This is a genomic window from Variovorax sp. HJSM1_2, from assembly GCF_049316285.1.
In the GTDB taxonomy this organism is placed as follows: domain Bacteria; phylum Pseudomonadota; class Gammaproteobacteria; order Burkholderiales; family Burkholderiaceae_C; genus Rhodoferax_B.
The window spans coordinates 40,673-58,191 of the sequence record NZ_JBMOXA010000002.1 but is presented as its reverse complement, the minus strand read 5'-3'; the positions used below and the strand labels follow the sequence as shown (position 1 = coordinate 58,191).

Here is a 17,519-nt window from a genome sequence, read left to right as displayed (position 1 = left end):
AGACAGCTACCCTATCCATAGCATTCGACTCATAATCCATGCGATAGCCGAACACCCGTAGCAAACCCTTGAAGCACTCCATGCCCTCGTCACCCACCGCCGTTCTGCTCACGCCCGACCACGCCGAGGCCTATCGCGCGCTGATGCTCACGGCCTATACCCAACACCCCGAGGCCTTTACCACCAGCACCGAAGAGCGCGCCTCGCTGCCCTTGAGCTTCTGGCAAAAGCGGCTGGAGAGCGGTGGCCAGGACGGCGCGGCCGAGACGGTGTTCGGCTGTTTTGTAGCTGGGCAATTGGCCGGTGTGGCGGGCCTGTCGGTGGCGGCGCGCCTCAAGGCGCGGCACAAGGCCACGCTGTTCGGCATGTATGTGGCCCCGGCCTACCGCCAACTGGGCTTGGGTCAGGCGCTGGTGGCCGAGGTGCTGGCGCATGCCAGGTCGCGCCCCAGCCTGCGCCTGGTGCAACTCACCGTGACCGAAGGCAATACCGCAGCCCTTGCGCTGTACCAGCGCCATGGTTTTGTGTCGTTCGGCGTGGAACCCTTGGCCGTGGCCGTGCACAACGGCTTTGTCGCCAAAATCCACATGTGGTGTGATCTGCGCGGCGATACTGCCGCCACACCAATGCCCTAAGCATCCAACTTCGCCCTGCACTTCAGAACAATAAAGCGCCTGCGCTGCAACCCACACGCTCTTTCATGGCCACCCGCAAATCCACCAGCCCTGCCAACCCCACCACCGCGTCTGCTGCAGCTAAAGCCGCCGCAGACAAGCCACGCAGCCGCACCGGCAGCGTGACCGTGGTAGACGTAGCGCGCCTCGCCGGCGTCTCGGCCATGACGGTCTCGCGCGCCATCAACAAACCCGATGGTGTGCCCCCGGCCACTCTAGCCAAGGTGCAAGACGCGGTGCGCAAAACCGGCTACGTACCGAATCTATTGGCGGGCGGCTTGCGTTCACAAAAAAGCCGCCTGGTGGCGGCGCTGGTGCCCACCCTCACCAGCCCGGTGTTTGGCGAAACCGTGCAAGCCCTCACCGCCGCACTCGACGCACGCGGCTACCAGTTGATGCTGGGCCAAACCGGCTACGAAAAATCGCGCGAAGACGACCTGCTGGGCGCCATCATCGGCCGCCGGCCCGACGGCATTGTGCTCACCGGCGTGGAACACTCCGCGCAAACCCGCCAGCGGCTGCTGGCCGCACGCATCCCGGTGGTCGAAATGTGGGATCTGAGCCCGTCGCCCATCGACATGCTGGTGGGCTTCTCGCATGAAGCCGTGGCCGCCGCGGTCGGCCAATACCTGCTGCAGCGCGGCCAGCGCAACATCGGTGTCATTGGTGGTGCCGATGACCGTGCCGTGCGCCGCAGCAATGCTTTTGTGGCCGCCGCTTTGGCACTTGGCCTGCCGCGCCCAGCGGTGTTCACCACCGCTGCCCCCACCACACTGGCCAGCGGCCGCCAAGGCCTGCAAACACTGCTGGCCGAGCGCCCGGCCCTGGATGCCGTGTTTTGCAGTTCCGACCTGCAAGCCCTGGGTGTTTTGACCGAAGCGCAGGCCAGCGGCATCGCCGTGCCAGAGCAGATCGCCGTGATCGGTTTTGGTGACCTGGCTTTCTCGCGCGACCTGCACCCGGCGCTGACCACCGTGCGCATAGACGGCACCCGCATAGGCCGCGAAGCCGCACGTTGCCTGGTCGATCAGGTCGAGGGCATAGAAGTCACCGAGCGGGTGATCGACGTCGGATTCAGCATCGTCGAGCGGGCGAGCAGTTAACCAGTTTCAGCGCGCTCCGCACCGCCCATCACTTCAGGTGCATGGGCGCCAGCACGGTCACGGCCACCGGCTGGCCATCGACCAGATAGGGCTGAAACCGGGCGCTCAGGGCCGCCTGCAGAACCCCCTGGTCCAACTCGCTGCGGCCGCTGCTCTTCAGCAGCACCACACGCTGGGTCACACCCTTTTCGTCGACCTGCATGCGCAGCACCGTGGTACCTGAAGGCGAACCTTTATTGGTTTTGTAGTTCACCGAAAGCTGCAGCGGCTGCGTGAAACGCATATCGTCAATGCTGACCTGCGTGGCCGGCCACTCCCGCGTTGAACTGCTGGCGCAGGCCTGTAAAACGGCCAAGGCCGCAACACCCAGCGCACGCGCGCAGATAGACGAGAACCGCGTCATCACTCTCCCCTTTTTGGTTGTGCAAGAGCCCCAAATGCCTATGTCCACCGAGGCCCACTCATATCCGGCTTGAATTATTGCGTGGGCTCGAAGCCAACGACCAGACCGGCCTGAATTTCGCTGCTACTTGAAGGCCAACACCAGGACACCCGTGGCCACCAGCCCAATGCCAAACCACTCGCGCAACGACGGACGCTCACCCAAAAAAGCCACGGCAAAAATCGCCACCAGCACCAGGCTGAATTTGTCCACCGGTGCCACCTTGGAGGCCTCGCCCATCTGCAGTGCGCGAAAGTAGCAAACCCACGAGGCGCCCGTGGCCAGCGCAGACAGCGAAAGAAAGACCCAGGTCTTGATGGACAAAACGCGCGGGTCGCTCCATTTGCCGGCGTACCACACAAACGCTGCCAAGATGAAGACGATGATGGCGGTACGGATCAGCGTCGCGAAATCAGAATCCACGCCCTGGATGCCGATCTTCGCAAAAATGGCGGTGAGCGCTGCAAAACAGGCCGACAGTGCAGCCCAGAAGAACCAGCCATTCCATGGTGCGGACAGCATAAGAACAAACTCCCAAAAGCAAAAAGCCCGCTATGGTTATAGCGGGCTTTTACTTATCTGGGGTGGCTGATGGGGCTCGAACCCACGACAACAGGAATCACAATCCTGGACTCTACCAACTGAGCTACAGCCACCGTAGCTCGCTATTATAGCGCGAAACTTGTCATTTGCCGACGTCTGCTGCGGAAATAGCGTTTGGCTGTGGCAAATTGATTTTGACCTTGAAACGCGCCTTCAATTGCTCGTAATAGGCCTTGGCTTCACCGCTGGCCCAGGCGCGGGTGTATTGTTCGCGGCCTTGCTGCATCATGGCCTCGTTGGCGGCGGTGCGTGGCACCAGTTTGTTCACCTTGACGATGGCGTAGCCCGTGGTGCCCAGGTCAACACCGGTCCAACCAGGCAAGGCGTTGGGGCTGACCTGCAGCGCGGCCTGGATGATTTGCGGCGCTTGTTGCTGCACGTCATCACGTGACACCACCACAGCCGGGGCCAACGCGGAACCAGCCTCGGCCGGATTTTGCTTCCAGCTTGCGAGCTTGGCTTCGCCTTCCTTCTTCGCCATGGCGGCGGCGCTCTCGGCGATCAGCATTTCACGCACACGCGCCTTGACTTCGGCAAACGGCACCGCATGGGCCGGGGTGTATTCGACGATACGGCCAGCAGCCAATTGGTTCGGGCCGATTTCCACCGCTTCGGTGTTGCGCTTTTTCTCGACTGAATCGGCCGAGAACAACGCATCCAGGAACTTGGCGCTGGCCAATGGGCCCTTGGCGCCGTCTACCGGTTGGCGTCCCAGGGTGGCGGTTTGCACGCTGAGCTTCAAACGCTCTGCGACTGGCTTGAGGCTGTCGGATTGTTCGTAAACCCCGTTGGTAAAGGTTTCTGCGGTTTCCGCAAACTTGCGCGCCGCCTGCTCCGTCTTCAATTCGGCTTCCAGTTCTGGACGCATCTCTTCAAAACTACGCACCTTGGGTTCGCGCACATCGGTGAGCTTGATGATGTGGAAACCGAAGTCGGTCGTCACCACATCGCTGATCTCGCCAACCTTCATGCCAAACACGGCGTCTTCCACCGGCTTGACCATGGCGCCGCGGCTGAAGAAGTCCAGGTCACCGCCTTTTTCAGCAGAGCCCGGGTCTTCGGAATTCTTCTTGGCAACATCAGCAAAGCTTGCGGGTGCTTTTTTCACTTGCGCCAGCAGGGCTTCAGCCTTTTGCTTGGCCTTTTCGCGGTCGGCGCTGGACATGCTCTTGGGCGCGGCGATCAGGATGTGGCTGGCACGCCGCTCGGCCTTGCCGGCGAGTTTCGTGGCGTTTTGTTCGTAATAGGTTTTGAGATCGGCTTCGTTGAGGACTATGCTTTTCTTCACGCTGTCGGTATCGAGCACCAGATACTCAATCGTGGCTTTCTCAGGCGCCTGGAACAACGCAGAGCGCTCCTTGTACCAGGCTTCGAGTTCCGCATCCGTCGGGTTGATCTTGGCGACGAAGCTGCTGGCCTTGATGGTGGCCACCTGGATCTCGCGTTTTTGCAGGAAAGCATCCAGCGTGGTGTCAGCCACGGCGGACGGTGCAAAAGCCGTTGCGGCGACACCGGCCACCACTTGGCGTGCCGACAAATCGGCGCGGATGCGGGCCTCGAACATTTCGGGTGTCATGCCCTGGCTGCCAACCAATTGGCGGTAACGCTCGACATCCAGTGAACCGTCGGGTTTGCGCAACGCGGCAATGCTCGGGTCGGCTTCAAGGGCACGCGCCAACTGTGCATCGGAGGCGACCAAGTGCGACTTGGCCGAGGCCGCAGCCAGCACACGTTCACGCACCATGTTTTCCAGCGTGGCGTAGCGGGCTTCAGCACTGTCGAGCAGCTTGGGATCGATGTTCGGTGTGGAGGCCAGCACCCGCTGCACTTCGTTGCGGTGTGCTGCATCGAGTTCAACCTGCTTGATGTCATGGCCGTCAACGGTGGCGACCACCGCGCCACCTTCGTTCATCTTGTTATAGCCATCAACGCCAAACAAGATAAACGAGGGAATGATCAAGACGAACAGCAAGCCCATCATGATTTTGGTGTGCTTGCGAATGAAATCGAACATGAAGAAAACTCTCTGTAAAACAAAAAGGCGAACCATGTGTTCGCCTTTGCCAGGACGCACTATTCGTCGCGTTACCCGCGTGTGAAGAAGGCTCTCCAGCGGCGCGAGCGCACATTATCCACCATCCTCAGAAGCCTCTCATACGGCCTTGCGCCATGCAGGGAAACCCCTCTGCACGAGCCATAGCCCTGCCTAGGCCAGGCCTCAAATGAAAAAAGGGTTTGGACGAATCCAAACCCTTTTCTGCTTTCTATCTCGTGGTGGGTGCTGACGGGGTCGAACCGCCGACCTACGCCTTGTAAGGGCGCCGCTCTACCGACTGAGCTAAGCACCCCACCTGAAACAGGTGTCTCAGTTCAAAGCATCTTTCAATGCTTTGCCTGGACGAAACTTTGGCACCTTGGCTGCCTTGATCTTGATCGCAGCACCGGTACGCGGATTGCGACCGGCACGTGCGGCACGTTTACCAACTGCGAAGGTGCCGAATCCTACCAGAGAAACCGTGCCGCCTTTTTTCAGCGTGGTTTTTACTGCACCAATCGTGGATTCCAGGGCGCGGGTAGCCGCGGCCTTGGAGATGTCAGCGTGCTTGGCAATGTGGTCAATCAGTTCCGTTTTGTTCACAAGGAATCCCTCACTCAAATTTAGCTCAGACGAATCGTCGGAAGTATGCCCCGGTCCAATCTTTCTGCAGCGCACAGCAAGACTCGAACCCTGGGCATGTAACTCTGCAGCGCCGCTGCGCTTGCCATTAAAACCATGGGTCACGCGGGTGTCAATCGGCAAAACCGTCTCTACGCAGCGTGGACGCGGATTCTAAGCCGATTTTTTACGCGTCTCGATGCACTGCATGCATTTTTACGTCGCCGACAAGACGCGTTACAACAGCGCCGCAATCGCCCGGCCCACATCCGAAGTGCTGGCGCTACCACCTATGTCTGGCGTGCGCGGTGCATCCCCTTTGGCCGCCAAAACAGTTTCTATGGCGGACAACACAGCATCGTGTGCTTCTTTGTAACCAAGGAATTCCAGCATCATCGCGCCACACCAAATCTGCCCGATGGGGTTGGCAATGCCACGCCCGGCAATGTCCGGCGCCGAGCCATGCACAGGCTCGAAAAGCGACGGGAACTTGCCCGTCGGATTCAGGTTGGCACTGGGCGCAATGCCAATGGTGCCGGTGCATGCCGGGCCCAGGTCGCTCAAGATGTCGCCAAACAAATTGCTGGCCACCACCACGTCGAAGAAGTCGGGCCGCTGCACAAAATGCGCGGTCAGGATGTCGATGTGAAACTTGTCTACGTTGATGCCTGGGTAGGCTTTGGCCATCTCGGCCACACGTTCGTCCCAATAGGGCATGGTGATCGCAATGCCGTTGGATTTGGTGGCGCTGGTGAGATGTTTTTTGGGGCGCGACTGGGCCAGCTCAAAAGCAAACTTCAGCACGCGGTCGCAGCCGACGCGCGACATGATGGATTCCTGCATCACGATCTCTCGCTCGGTGCCGGCGTACATGCGGCCACCCACGCTGGAATACTCGCCCTCGGTGTTTTCGCGCACGATGTACATGTCGATCTCGCCCGGCGCGCGCGGGCTGCCATCGCGCCGCACCACGGGGGCGATGATGCCGGGCATCAAGCGTGCGGGACGCAGGTTGACATATTGGTCGAACTCGCGGCGAAACAGCAGCAGCGAACCCCAGAGCGAGACGTGATCGGCGATTTTCTCGGGCCAGCCCACGGCACCGAAGTAGATGGCATCGTGTCCGCCGATCTGCTCCTTCCAGTCGTCGGGCAACATCTGGCCGTGGCGCTCGTAGTAGTCCCAGCTGGAGAAGTCGAAATGGTCGAACTGCAGCGGAATGTTGAACCGGCGCGCCGCCGCTTCCATCACCCGAATGCCCTCGGGCATGACCTCTTTACCGATGCCGTCGCCGGCGATCACGGCAATCTTCTTCACCATACTGGTTTGCTCCTTTGTCATGAAATATTTTTCGTACGAGGTCCAAACGCAGCGGGCGACACGCCGTTGCGTAGGCTACTTCACCCGGGCGCGAATCTCCGGCAAGGCTTTTTGCAGGTAGTAGACCATCGACCAGACGGTTAATACCGCCGAGATCCAGATCAGCCAGGTGCCCCATACATGGGTGTTGATCACACCCAGGAACAGGCCGTCGTACAACAGGAAGGGAATGGCCACCATCTGTGCCGTGGTCTTGAGCTTGCCCACCATGTGCACGGCAACGCTCTTGGAGGCGCCGATCTGCGCCATCCACTCACGCAAGGCCGAGATGGCGATTTCGCGGCCGATGATGATCAGCGCCACAAACACATCGGCGCGTTGCAGGTGCACCAGCACCAGCACGCTGGCACAGACGAGAAACTTGTCGGCCACAGGGTCGAGGAAGGCACCGAACGACGAGGTCTGGTTCAGCTTGCGCGCGAGAAAACCGTCCAGCCAGTCGGTGGCGGCAAACACAATAAACATGATGGTGGCCACCATGTTGCGGTTGTGTTCGCTGATGGGCAGGTAAAACACCCCCACAAGCAAAGGGATCGCGACAATGCGCGTCCAGGTCATGATGGTGGGCGTGGTCCAAAACATGCACTGATTGTGGCATGCCGCAGCACCAGCTCAGGGCGCGGCCATAGGTTCACCTACATAAGACTCGGACACCCGGCACAGCGGGACGCTCCATCAGCGCAGCGCGCGGTAAATCTCTTCGGCCAAGGACTGCGAAATGCCGTCCACACGCGCCAGATCGTCCACACTCGCGTCAGCCACCCCGCGCACGCCGCCAAACCGCTGCAGCAGGCTGGCGCGTTTCTTAGGCCCTACACCCGGAATGTCTTCGAGCTTGCTGCCGCCCACGCGCACCTTGGCACGCGCCGCACGCATGCCGGTGATGGCAAATCGGTGCGCCTCGTCGCGGATTTGCGCCACCAGCATCAGGGCCGCAGAGTCACGCGCCAGCGTGGCTTTGTGCCGGCCGTCGGCAAACACCAGTTCTTCCAGGCCGACCTTGCGGCCCTCGCCCTTCTCCACACCCACAATCAGGCCCAGGTCTAGCCCAAGCGAGGCGAACACCTCGCGCGCCATCGACACCTGGCCTTTGCCGCCATCGACCAGCACCAGATCGGGCATACGCGCCTGCACCGGAGGCGGTGCCGGTGCGGCTGGTGTGGCTGGTGCCGATGGCTCGGTCGCGGCGAGGTCGGGGGCCGCGCCGGCCGTGGGCTCGACCACTTCCGGCACATCGGCCACCATCTCGGCCACCACCTCGGGCGCCACCTCGGGCGCCACCTCGGGCGCCACCACGTCGCCCTCGGCCACCTTGGCAAATTTGCTGTAGCGCCGCGTCAGCACCTGGCGCATGGCGGCGTAATCGTCGCCGCCGGTGATGCCTTCGATTTTGTAGCGCCGGTATTCGCTGTTTTGCATCTTGTGGTGGTGGAACACCACACACGAGGCCTGTGTGGCTTCACCCGCCGTGTGCGAGATGTCGAAACACTCCACACGAAACTCTTCCAGCACATCGGGCGCCAAGTCCAGTGCTTCGACCAAGGCCCGTGTGCGGGCCTGCTGCGAGCCTTCTTCGGCCAGCAAGCGGGCCAACTGCAGGCCGGCGTTTTTCTGCGCCATCTCCAGCCACTGGCGGCGCTGTTCGCGCGGGTTGTGCACCGCCGTCAAGCGCACACCGGTTTGCGCCGACAGCGCATCGAGCAGCGGTTTGCCCACGGCTTCGCTGGTGATCAAGGTGGGCGGAATCGGCACATCGATGTAGTGCTGCGCCATGAAGGCCTCCAGCACCTGCAGTTCGGGCGAGGCGGCGGCCAGCGCAGCCAGGTCGGTGTCGTCGTCGTCCAGGTTGGCCAGGCGCAGCGCGGTGGCGTCTTCCACGTGGGTCGGAAAATACGCGCGGTCACCCAGGTGCCGCCCGCCACGCACCATCGCCAGGTTGACACAGGCACGTCCGCCCTGCACCCGCACGGCCAGTACGTCCACGTCTTTGTCGGACACGTTGTCCACCGACTGCTGGTGCAACACGGTAGACAGGGCCTGCATCTGGTTGCGCAGATCGGCCGCCTGCTCGAATTCGAGCTTGTCGGCATGCGCCATCATGCGGCCCTCCAGCGACTTCAGCACGGACTGGGTTTCGCCATCGAGAAACTGTTCGGCGTGGTAGACGTCTTGGGCGTAATCGGCCTGGCTCACCAGGTTCACACACGGGCCCGAGCAACGTTTGATCTGGTAGAGCAAACACGGCCGTGTGCGGTTGGCAAACACCGTATCTTCACAGGTGCGCAGGCGAAACACCTTCTGCAGCAACTGGATCGATTCCTTGACCGCCCAGGCGCTGGGGAAAGGCCCGAAGTAACGGTGCTTCTTCTCCACCGCGCCACGGTAATAGGCCATACGCGGATACCAGTTGGCGGACGGTGGGCCATCGCTGGGAGCGGCACTTTTGCCGGCTGGCACGGCGGTGATCTTTAAATAGGGATAGCTTTTGTCGTCGCGAAACAGGATGTTGTAGCGCGGGTTCAAAGCCTTGATGAGGTTGTTTTCCAGCAGCAAGGCCTCGGCCTCGGAACGCACCACCGTGGTTTCCATGCGCACGATCTTGCCCACCATGTGGCCTATGCGTGTGCCGCCGTGGTCGCGCTGGAAGTAGGTGCTGACGCGCTTCTTCAGGTTCTTTGCCTTGCCCACGTAGAGCACGGCGTCGTCGGCATCGAAATAACGGTACACACCTGGCAACGCCGGCAAGGCGGCGACCAGGTTGAGCAATTCTTCAGAGTGCACGGAAGGTGGGAGGCTGGACATGGGGGTATTGTGACTGCGCTGAAGTCCCCTTATGCAGCAACCGAAAACCTCAAAAAATGAATAGCTGCTCACGCATATCCAGCCTGCGTGAACAGCCATTTCATTGAAAGACGCATTCTGCTTAGTCGGCCTCGATGCGTGCGCTCTTCACCACGCCCGCCCAGCGCACCAGGTCGCTCTTCACCTTGTCGCCCAGTTGTTGCGGGTTCTGGTAATCGGCCGTGGCGCCCTGCTCCAGTGCCTTTTGCTTGAACGCCGGGGTGTTGACCACCTGGCTGATGTCGGCCGTGAGTTTGTCTATCACCGGCTTGGGCACATTCGCCGGGGCAAACAGCGCAAACCAGGAAGCCGCATCCACGCCGGGGAAGCCGGCCTCGGCGGTGGTGGGCACATCTGGCAGGCTGGGCAAACGTGTCTTGCTGGTGACGGCAATCACGCGCAACTTGCCCGACTGGATGTGCGGCATAAAAGGCGGCGCCGTGCCAAAGGTCAGATCGACCTGGCCACCAAGCAAGTCCTGCAGCGCCGGGCCCGTGCCCTTGTAAGGCACGTGCACCATCTGAACACCGGCCTGCTGTTCCAGCATGGCGCCCGTGACGTGCTGCAGCGAGCCGTTGCCGGAAGACGCGTAGTTCAGCTTGCCCGGGTGCGCCTTGGCGTAGGCCACCAACTCGGCCATGTTCTTGATCGGCAGATCGGCGCGCAACACGATGATCTGCGGCGCCGACAACACATTCGCCACGGGCTGGAAGTCTTTCTGTTCCCACGGCGATGCTGTCTTGCTCACCAGCGGCGAGATCACGTGGTAGCCCGAGTACTGCATCAGCAGCGTGTAGCCATCGGCCTCGGCACGTTTCACCGCGATGGCGGCGATGTTGCCGTTGCCACCGGCGCGGTTGTCCACCACCACCGACTGGCCAACCGCTGGCCCCAGCGCCTGGGCCAACATGCGGCCCGCCAGGTCGGTGGTGCCGCCGGCGGCGGCGGGCACGATCATGGTGACGGTGCGGCTGGGGTAGGCGGTTTGCGCGGAGGCGCTGCCGAAAAGGCCACCGGCCAGCGCGGTCAGCAGCAAGGTATTGAATTGTTTGCGGGTGGTTTTCATCTTGGTCTCCAGGTTTTGTTTTTAGAAATCGCGTTGTCAAATAAAAATCAGGTTGCGCCTTGTGCAGCATCTCGGGCCAGTGCCCTGGCGCGTATCGCCTCGAAGTCGGCCGGCACGGCGTGCAAATCCAGCCGTCGCCCGGCCTTGACGATCTGGCTCGGAATGTCGTGGCCAATCAAGCCTGGCAGGCGCTGCGCAGCGGCCAGCAGCAAGGGCTCGTCAATGCCTGTGGCGTAACCCATCAGCGCCAGCGCGTGCACCACTTCTTCGGTGCACACATTGCCGGTGGCGCCGGGCGCGTAGGGGCAGCCGCCCAGGCCGCCCAGTGAACTGTCGAACCGCTCGGCCCCGGCGTCGATCGCGGCCAGCACATTCGCCAAACCCATGCCGCGGGTGTTGTGGAAGTGCAGCGTCACCTCGGTTTGCGGCCAGCGCGCACGGAAGGCAGCGGTAAGCGCCGCCACCTGCGGCGGGTAAGCCATGCCGGTGGTGTCGCACAGGGTGACACCTTGCACGCCCAGGGCGATAAAACGCGCGGCCCAGTCCAGCACCACCTCGGTGGGCACATCACCCTCCATGGGGCAGCCAAAGCTGCACGACAGCGAGATGTTGAGCGACGGGCCGTTGGCGCTCGCCTGCGCCAGTTTCACCACCTCGGCCAACGCAGCAAACGACTGTGCACGTGTCATGCGCAGGTTCGCCAGGTTGTGGGTTTCGCTGCACGACATCACCAGGTTGAACTCGTCGGTGTGGGCATCGATGGCGCGTTCGGCGCCGCGCACATTGGGCACCAGCGCGCTGTACACCACGCCGGGGCGGCGGTCGATTTCACGCAGCACGGTCTCGGCATCACGCAGCGCCGGAATGGCGGTGGGCGAGACAAACGCCGTGACTTCGATCTTGGACAAACCGGCCGCAGACAAGGCATTCACCAACGCGATTTTTTCTTCGGTGGGCACAAACATGGCTTCCATCTGCAGCCCGTCGCGTGTGCCGACCTCCTGCAGGTAGATACGGCGGCCCGCGCCTTGCCAGATGTTGTTTGCAGCCGGGGTATTCATGCTTTCTCCTTGGCACCGGCGACCACGCCACGGGCGTGTAATGCGGCGATTTGTTCATCGGTCAAGCCAATCTCGCGCAACACCGCGTCGGTGTCGTCGCCCAGCCCAGGCGCACTGCTGCGTATGCTGCCCGGTGTGGCCGAGAGCTTGGGCACAATGCCCGGCACTTCCAGCGTGTAGCCGTCGCGCGTGGTCTGCGGCAGCAGCATGTCGCGGGCACGGTAATGCGGGTCTTCGGCAATGTCTTTGGCTGTAAAAACGCGGCCAGCGGGCACACCCACGGCGGCCAGGGTTTCCAGCACCACGCTGATCTGGCGTGTGGCGGTCCAGGTGCCAATCGCGGCGTCGATCTCGGCCACGCGTGCCACGCGGCCGGCGTTGTTCGCCAGGTCGGGGGCAGCGGCCAAATCGGCGCGGCCGATGGCGCTCATCAGGCGTTTAAAAATGCTGTCGCCATTGCCGGCCACCAGCACCCAGCCATCCTGGCAGTGGTAGGCGTTGGACGGCGCAATACCGGTGAGCGCGCTGCCCGCGGGCTCGCGCACCGCGCCAAATGCGCTGTACTCGGGTACCAGGCTTTCCATCACGTTGAACACGGCTTCGTGCAGCGCCACGTCTATCACCTGGCCTTGGCCGCCGTTGACCTTGCGATGGTGCAACGCGGCCAGCACACCGATGGCGCCGTGCAAGGCGGCCAGCGTGTCGCCAATCGACACGCCTACACGCACCGGCACACGCCCGGGCTCGCCCGTCAGATGGCGCAGGCCGCCCATGGCTTCACCAATCACCCCAAAGCCTGGCAGATCACGGTAAGGGCCGGTCTGGCCGTAGCCCGAGATACGCAGCATCACCAGGCCGGGGTTCAGGGCCGAGAGTTCTTCCCAGCCCATGCCCCAGGATTCGAGTGTGCCGGGGCGAAAGTTCTCTATCAGCACATCGGCCTCGGCAATCAGCTTGCGCGCAATGTCCTGGCCTTCTTTCTGGCGCAGGTCCAGCGCCACCGAGCGTTTGTTGCGCGACTGCACCTGCCACCACACCGAGGTGCCCTCTTTGAGCATGCGCCAGTTGCGCAGCGGGTCGCCGCTGCCAGGCGCTTCTATCTTCACCACGTCGGCGCCAAACTCGCCCAGCGTCTTGCCGCAGAACGGGCCGGCGATGAGTTGGCCCATCTCGACCACACGCACACCTTGCAATGCGGCGGCACTCGCTGTTGCCGTGGCTTTTGTCTTGTTGTATGTGGACATACTTGTCTCCTGAAACCGCTTTTCCGCGATCATCGCTTGTGCCCCGGCCGCCGTAAAACGCTGATGCGCGAAGTTGCCATCGCAAAACGGCATGGCAAACGGAATACGATAGCCGCCATGAAACTCGACCCCGTGTCCCTGCGCCTGTTTGTTGCCGTGATGGAAGAAAACACCATCGCCCGCGCCAGTGCGCGCGAACACATTGCCCCGTCTGCGGCGAGCCGTCGTTTGTCCGAGCTGGAGTCGGCCCTGAAGGTAGAGCTGTTCACGCGCAGCAACAAAGGGGTAGAGCCCACGGCTGCGGCCTTCGCCCTGCTGAACCTGGCGCGCGGCGTGCTCAACGATCTGGACGGCATTGCCAGCCAGATGCGCGACTACGGCTCGGGCGCACGCGGGCATGTGCGCATCGTCGCCAACATCTCGGCCATCACGCAGTTTCTGCCACGCCAGATCCAGAGCTTTCTGGCGCTGCACCCGCAGGTAGACGTGCGGCTGCAGGAGCAGATCAGCACCGCCATCGCCCATTCGGTGGCCGAAAACGCCGCCGACGTGGGCATACTGAACGCCGGCAACTACGGCGAGAAGGTCACCCTGCTGCCCTACCGCAGCGACGAGCTGGCGCTGGTGGTGCCGGTGGGCCACACACTTGCGCGGCGCAAATCGGTCAGGTTGACCGACGCACTGGCCTATGACTTTGTCGGCATGCACCCCGGCAGCGCCATCAACAACGTGCTGACGCGCGCGGCCGCCGAGGCCGGCCTGCCGCTGAAGCTGCGCATTCAGGTCACCAGTTACGACGCTCTGTGCCTGATGGTGGTGGCGGGACTGGGCGTTGGTGTGCTGCCGCGTGGCAGCGCGGCCTTGTACAGCGCGCTGGCCATCCGCACCGTGCCACTGGCCGAACCCTGGGCCGTGCGGCAACTGGCGTTGTGTGTGCGGTCCGAAGAATCCCTGTCCAGCGTGACACGCTTGCTGGTGGATCACCTGCGCGACAACACCCCGCCACCGCCCCGGTAGACCAACACCAGCCACCTAGGACGCCACCGCATGGCGCAGCCGAAGCAAACCATGCAGAATGACAAACACTGGTTGTAGTTTCCTGGCCGCCCGCGCTCCCACGACGAGGAGTTTGAAAACGTATGTCCTCCCGGCAAAGCAAGTTCCTGAATTTGCGCATATCGCCATGGGTCGGCGCTTTGCTCTACCTCACCATTGCGGGCTTCTGGATTGCCGGCGGCGACTTCTGGCTGGACCACGTCTCCGACGTCAACGATCCGCGACACAACTGGCTGCATGCCGTTGTCGACACGTCTTTCCTGACGGTCACCACGCTGCTGGTCTGGTGGATGTTGCGCCGCGCCAGCGCGGTGTGGCGCTCGCAGCATCAAAGTGCGGTGCAGTTGCAGCAACTGGTCGAGTCCATCCCCGACCACGTGTTCATCAAAGACCCGCAAGGTCGTTTTGTGCAGTGCAATGTGCCGGTAGAGAGCCTGCTTGGCGCCAAGATCGAAGACATCATAGGCCACACCGACGACGACTTTGTGCCCGCTGAGCTGGCCGCCAGCTTTCGCGCCATGGACCGGCAGGTGATGGCCCAGCGCACCCCCGTGCGCTTTGAGGAATGGGTGCGCAACCACCGAGGCGACGAGGTGCTACTGGAGACCACCAAGGCGCCGCTGTTCGACACCAATGGCGACATCTTTGGCGTGCTGGGCGTGGCGCGTGACATCACCGCCAGCCACCACGCGGCGGAGAAACTGCGCGACAGCGAAGCACGCCTGCGCGCCATTGTCGAAGCCCTGCCCGATCGCCTGTTCCTGGTCGACCAAAACGACTGCTTTGCCGCAGTGTGGGCGCCGGACGAAAGCCTGCTGTCGCGCCCGCCGCAGCAGTGGATTGGCCTGGATGTGTCGGCCATGCTGCCGACCGACATGCTGCGACGCGCGCGCACCGCGCTGGTGGACGCCCGGCATGGCCAGCCGTGCCAGGTGTTCACCGAATCCTTCGTCACACAAACCGGCACCCGCTGGTTTGATTTACGCGTGGTGGGCGCGGGCAATGGCCAGGTATTGGTGCTGGCACGCGACATCACCGACGACCAGCGCACACAGGAAAACCTGCGCGTGGTGGGCACGGTGCTCAGCAGCACCCAAGAGGGCGTGATGATCATCGGTATCGACGGCCTGATCCGCAAGGTCAATCAGGCGTTCACACAGCTCATGGGCTACAGCGAGGCCGAAGTGGTGGGCCGTTCACCCGCCCTGTTGCGCACGCCACACCACCACTCCCCCGCGTATTTTGAAGAGATGCGCAGCATCGTCGACAGCACCGGCTCGTGGCGCGGCGAGATCTGGCACCGGCGCAAGGATGGCACGGTGTTCCCGGCCACGGTGTCTATGGACACGGTCTACGACACCCAGGGTGAGGCAACGCATAACGTGGCGGTGATCACCGACACCTCGCGGCTCAAGGCCTCGGAGGCGGAACTCGCCCACCTGGCCCATCACGACCCGCTCACCGAGTTACCCAACCGGCTGCTGTTCTTCAGCCGGCTGGAACACGCCTTGAAAGACGCCAGCCGCGCCAACACCCATTGCGCGGTTCTGGTGCTCGACCTGGACCGTTTCAAAGACGTCAACGACAGCTACGGCCACGCCGCCGGCGACGAGTTGCTGCAGCACGTCGCCCAACGGCTGCAGTCGCGCCTGCGCCGCGCCGACACCTTGGCCCGGCTGGGCGGCGACGAGTTTGCGCTGCTGATGGACGACCTGCCCCACCCCAACGACGCGGCGCGCCTGGCCGGCGAGCTGATCGCAGCACTCACCGAGCCCTGCCACCTGAGTGTGGGCGCCGAAGTCAGCGCCGGTGCCAGCGTGGGCATCTGCCTGTTTCCGCAACATGGCCAGACCCCCCAGGCACTGCTGCAGGGGGCCGATGCGGCCATGTACCGCGCCAAGGCCGATGGCCGTGGCCTGTATGTGTTCTACAGCGACGACATGACCCACGCCGCACGCGAACGCCTGAGCCTGGAATCGCGTCTGCGCCGCGCCTTGGCAGAGGGTCAGTTCTGCCTGCATTACCAACCCCAGGTCGACATTGCCACCGGCCGCATCGTCGGCGCCGAAGCCTTGGTGCGCTGGCACGAACCGGTGGAAGGCCTGATCCCGCCAGCACGCTTTATTCCGGTGGCCGAAGCCACTGGCCTGATCCGCGAACTCGGTGCCTGGGTGCTCGAAGAAGCCTGCCGCCAGGGCCAGCTCTGGCGCGCCGCCGGCCTGCCGCCGTTGCGCATCGCCGTCAATGTATCGCCGCGCCAGTTCCGCCATGTCGATCTGGCCACACAGGTCACACAAGTGCTGCAACACACGGGATTCCCGGCAGAGTGGCTGGAGTTGGAACTCACCGAGAGCGCGCTGATGGAGCGCGAAGCCGAGGCCCTGGAGACGCTGCAACGCCTGCGCGCCCTGGGCATAGGCCTGGCGATAGACGACTTTGGCACCGGCTATTCCTCGCTGGCCTACCTCAAGCGGTTTCCGCTGGATGTGCTGAAGATAGACCGTGGCTTCATCGCCGACATCCCCAACCAGGCCGATGACATGGCCATCGCCTCGGCCATCATCGCCATGGGCCACAGCCTGGGCATTCTGGTGCTCGCCGAGGGCGTGGAGACACCCGAGCAACTCGCCTTCCTGAGCGGCCGGGGCTGCAACCTCTACCAGGGCTATCTGCGCAGCCGCCCGGTGCCGGCCGAGGAGTTCGCCCGTCTGCTGACCCAACCGGTGGCGACCGACTTCACGTTCATGATCTGAGGTGCGCACCTAGCCTGGCGCGGCAGGGATGGGCAACCTGACCCGGAAAAGACATTGAACGGGTTCTGAGGTTATCCCGTCCCTGGGACAATCGGGGCTTGCGCTTCATTCCCTTGCCATGCTCCCGCCACTCAAATACCTCGCCGCCTACCCGTCGCATGTGACGGACCAGGTGCAACACCTGCTCAGCCAAAACAAGCTGGGCGACCTGCTGCTGCGCAAATACCCGCGCCAGCATGGCGTGCGCACCGACAAGGCGCTGTACGACTACGTGCAAGACCTCAAGAACGAGTACCTGCGCGGCGCCGGGCCGGTGCACAAGGTGGCGTTCGACAGCAAGCTGCACGTCATCCACCACGCCCTGGGCACCCACACCACGGTGGCACGGGTGCAGGGCAACAAGCTCAAAGCCAAACACGAAATCCGCGTGGCCACCTTGTTCAAGGAAGTGCCCGAAGCGTTTTTGCGCATGATCACCGTGCACGAACTGGCGCACCTCAAGGAGCGCGGGCACGACAAGGCCTTCTACCAACTCTGCACCCACATGGAGCCGGACTACCACCAGTTGGAGTTCGACGTGCGCCTGTACCTGACGCAGGTGGAAGCCGCTGGCAAACTGAGCTGGCCGGAGAATTAAGCA

At 62.7% G+C, this 17,519-nt stretch carries 15 protein-coding genes and 2 tRNA genes; 5 read left to right on the top strand and 12 right to left on the bottom strand.

The genetic code is table 11. The features are described 5' to 3' along the window. Positions 1-80: 80 nt before the first annotated feature. Together ACFQ95_RS02775 and ACFQ95_RS02770 are read left to right on the top strand one after the other, a co-directional pair. Entirely contained in the window at positions 81-635 is a 555-nt protein-coding gene (locus ACFQ95_RS02775) for a GNAT family N-acetyltransferase (protein WP_422829277.1), read from the top strand. 65 nt (positions 636-700) lie between these two features. Beyond that, entirely contained in the window at positions 701-1,777 is a 1,077-nt protein-coding gene (locus ACFQ95_RS02770) for a LacI family DNA-binding transcriptional regulator (RefSeq protein ID WP_422829276.1), read from the top strand. Between the two features lie 28 nt (positions 1,778-1,805). Here the strand turns inward: ACFQ95_RS02770 and ACFQ95_RS02765 are convergent, their stop codons facing one another. From ACFQ95_RS02765 to ACFQ95_RS02710, 12 genes are all read right to left on the bottom strand, one after another. Continuing rightward, on the bottom strand, positions 1,806-2,180 hold the full coding sequence (locus ACFQ95_RS02765; protein ID WP_422829275.1) for an energy transducer TonB: 375 nt from the start codon (positions 2,178-2,180) through the stop codon (positions 1,806-1,808). Positions 2,181-2,303: 123 nt separating this feature from the next. Beyond that, complete coding sequence (locus ACFQ95_RS02760) at positions 2,304-2,741, bottom strand: EamA family transporter (protein WP_422829274.1); 438 nt, start codon at positions 2,739-2,741, stop codon at positions 2,304-2,306. A 58-nt stretch (positions 2,742-2,799) separates the two neighbouring features. Next, positions 2,800-2,875 (bottom strand) — tRNA-His (locus tag ACFQ95_RS02755). Between the two features lie 29 nt (positions 2,876-2,904). After that, on the bottom strand, positions 2,905-4,836 hold the full coding sequence (locus ACFQ95_RS02750) for a SurA N-terminal domain-containing protein (protein WP_422829273.1): 1,932 nt from the start codon (positions 4,834-4,836) through the stop codon (positions 2,905-2,907). A gap of 258 nt (positions 4,837-5,094) precedes the next feature. Then, positions 5,095-5,170, bottom strand: a tRNA-Val gene (locus tag ACFQ95_RS02745). A 17-nt stretch (positions 5,171-5,187) separates the two neighbouring features. Continuing rightward, a complete protein-coding gene (locus tag ACFQ95_RS02740) occupies positions 5,188-5,460 on the bottom strand; it encodes an HU family DNA-binding protein (RefSeq protein WP_422829542.1) in 273 nt (90 codons plus the stop codon). 255 nt (positions 5,461-5,715) lie between these two features. Next, complete coding sequence (locus ACFQ95_RS02735) at positions 5,716-6,819, bottom strand: tartrate dehydrogenase (protein WP_422829272.1); 1,104 nt, start codon at positions 6,817-6,819, stop codon at positions 5,716-5,718. A gap of 54 nt (positions 6,820-6,873) precedes the next feature. After that, positions 6,874-7,440: a CDP-diacylglycerol--glycerol-3-phosphate 3-phosphatidyltransferase gene (gene pgsA, locus ACFQ95_RS02730; RefSeq protein WP_422829271.1), complete on the bottom strand. Its 567-nt coding sequence runs from the start codon at positions 7,438-7,440 to the stop codon at positions 6,874-6,876. Between the two features lie 93 nt (positions 7,441-7,533). Continuing rightward, the gene (uvrC, locus tag ACFQ95_RS02725) at positions 7,534-9,660 is read right to left on the bottom strand and encodes an excinuclease ABC subunit UvrC (protein ID WP_422829270.1); all 2,127 of its coding nucleotides are present in this window, start codon (positions 9,658-9,660) and stop codon (positions 7,534-7,536) included. 121 nt (positions 9,661-9,781) lie between these two features. Then, positions 9,782-10,765 carry a Bug family tripartite tricarboxylate transporter substrate binding protein gene (locus ACFQ95_RS02720; RefSeq protein WP_422829269.1) on the bottom strand — a complete coding sequence of 328 codons (984 nt, stop codon included), beginning with the start codon at positions 10,763-10,765 and terminating at the stop codon, positions 9,782-9,784. Positions 10,766-10,812: 47 nt separating this feature from the next. Beyond that, positions 10,813-11,826, bottom strand: coding sequence for a hydroxymethylglutaryl-CoA lyase (locus ACFQ95_RS02715; protein ID WP_422829268.1), 1,014 nt, complete (start codon positions 11,824-11,826; stop codon positions 10,813-10,815). Then, positions 11,823-13,070, bottom strand: coding sequence for a CaiB/BaiF CoA transferase family protein (locus tag ACFQ95_RS02710; RefSeq protein WP_422829267.1), 1,248 nt, complete (start codon positions 13,068-13,070; stop codon positions 11,823-11,825). Before ACFQ95_RS02710 ends, ACFQ95_RS02715 begins: the two co-directional genes overlap by 4 nt. Before the next feature lie 117 nt (positions 13,071-13,187). Here ACFQ95_RS02710 and ACFQ95_RS02705 point away from each other — a divergent pair, with 117 nt between their 5' ends. The 3 genes from ACFQ95_RS02705 (at position 13,188) to ACFQ95_RS02695 (ending at position 17,516) form a co-directional block, all read left to right on the top strand. After that, a complete protein-coding gene (locus tag ACFQ95_RS02705; RefSeq protein WP_422829266.1) occupies positions 13,188-14,087 on the top strand; it encodes a LysR family transcriptional regulator in 900 nt (299 codons plus the stop codon). A 122-nt stretch (positions 14,088-14,209) separates the two neighbouring features. Beyond that, on the top strand, positions 14,210-16,879 hold the full coding sequence (locus ACFQ95_RS02700) for a sensor domain-containing protein (RefSeq protein ID WP_422829265.1): 2,670 nt from the start codon (positions 14,210-14,212) through the stop codon (positions 16,877-16,879). Positions 16,880-16,997: 118 nt separating this feature from the next. Next, entirely contained in the window at positions 16,998-17,516 is a 519-nt protein-coding gene (locus ACFQ95_RS02695; RefSeq protein ID WP_422829264.1) for a YgjP-like metallopeptidase domain-containing protein, read from the top strand. Positions 17,517-17,519: the final 3 nt, after the last annotated feature.

Excerpts from the sequence above, each read along its gene's own strand:
- ACFQ95_RS02775 (WP_422829277.1), top strand. The coding sequence starts at position 81 with ATGCCCTCGTCACCCACCGCCGTTCTGCTCACGCCCGACCACGCCGAG.
- ACFQ95_RS02770 (WP_422829276.1), top strand. The coding sequence starts at position 701 with ATGGCCACCCGCAAATCCACCAGCCCTGCCAACCCCACCACCGCGTCT.
- ACFQ95_RS02765 (WP_422829275.1), bottom strand. The coding sequence starts at position 2,180 with ATGACGCGGTTCTCGTCTATCTGCGCGCGTGCGCTGGGTGTTGCGGCC.
- ACFQ95_RS02760 (WP_422829274.1), bottom strand. The coding sequence starts at position 2,741 with ATGCTGTCCGCACCATGGAATGGCTGGTTCTTCTGGGCTGCACTGTCG.
- ACFQ95_RS02750 (WP_422829273.1), bottom strand. The coding sequence starts at position 4,836 with ATGTTCGATTTCATTCGCAAGCACACCAAAATCATGATGGGCTTGCTG.
- ACFQ95_RS02735 (WP_422829272.1), bottom strand. The coding sequence starts at position 6,819 with ATGACAAAGGAGCAAACCAGTATGGTGAAGAAGATTGCCGTGATCGCC.
- pgsA (WP_422829271.1), bottom strand. The coding sequence starts at position 7,440 with ATGTTTTGGACCACGCCCACCATCATGACCTGGACGCGCATTGTCGCG.
- uvrC (WP_422829270.1), bottom strand. The coding sequence starts at position 9,660 with ATGTCCAGCCTCCCACCTTCCGTGCACTCTGAAGAATTGCTCAACCTG.
- ACFQ95_RS02720 (WP_422829269.1), bottom strand. The coding sequence starts at position 10,765 with ATGAAAACCACCCGCAAACAATTCAATACCTTGCTGCTGACCGCGCTG.
- ACFQ95_RS02715 (WP_422829268.1), bottom strand. The coding sequence starts at position 11,826 with ATGAATACCCCGGCTGCAAACAACATCTGGCAAGGCGCGGGCCGCCGT.
- ACFQ95_RS02710 (WP_422829267.1), bottom strand. The coding sequence starts at position 13,070 with ATGTCCACATACAACAAGACAAAAGCCACGGCAACAGCGAGTGCCGCC.
- ACFQ95_RS02705 (WP_422829266.1), top strand. The coding sequence starts at position 13,188 with ATGAAACTCGACCCCGTGTCCCTGCGCCTGTTTGTTGCCGTGATGGAA.
- ACFQ95_RS02700 (WP_422829265.1), top strand. The coding sequence starts at position 14,210 with ATGTCCTCCCGGCAAAGCAAGTTCCTGAATTTGCGCATATCGCCATGG.
- ACFQ95_RS02695 (WP_422829264.1), top strand. The coding sequence starts at position 16,998 with ATGCTCCCGCCACTCAAATACCTCGCCGCCTACCCGTCGCATGTGACG.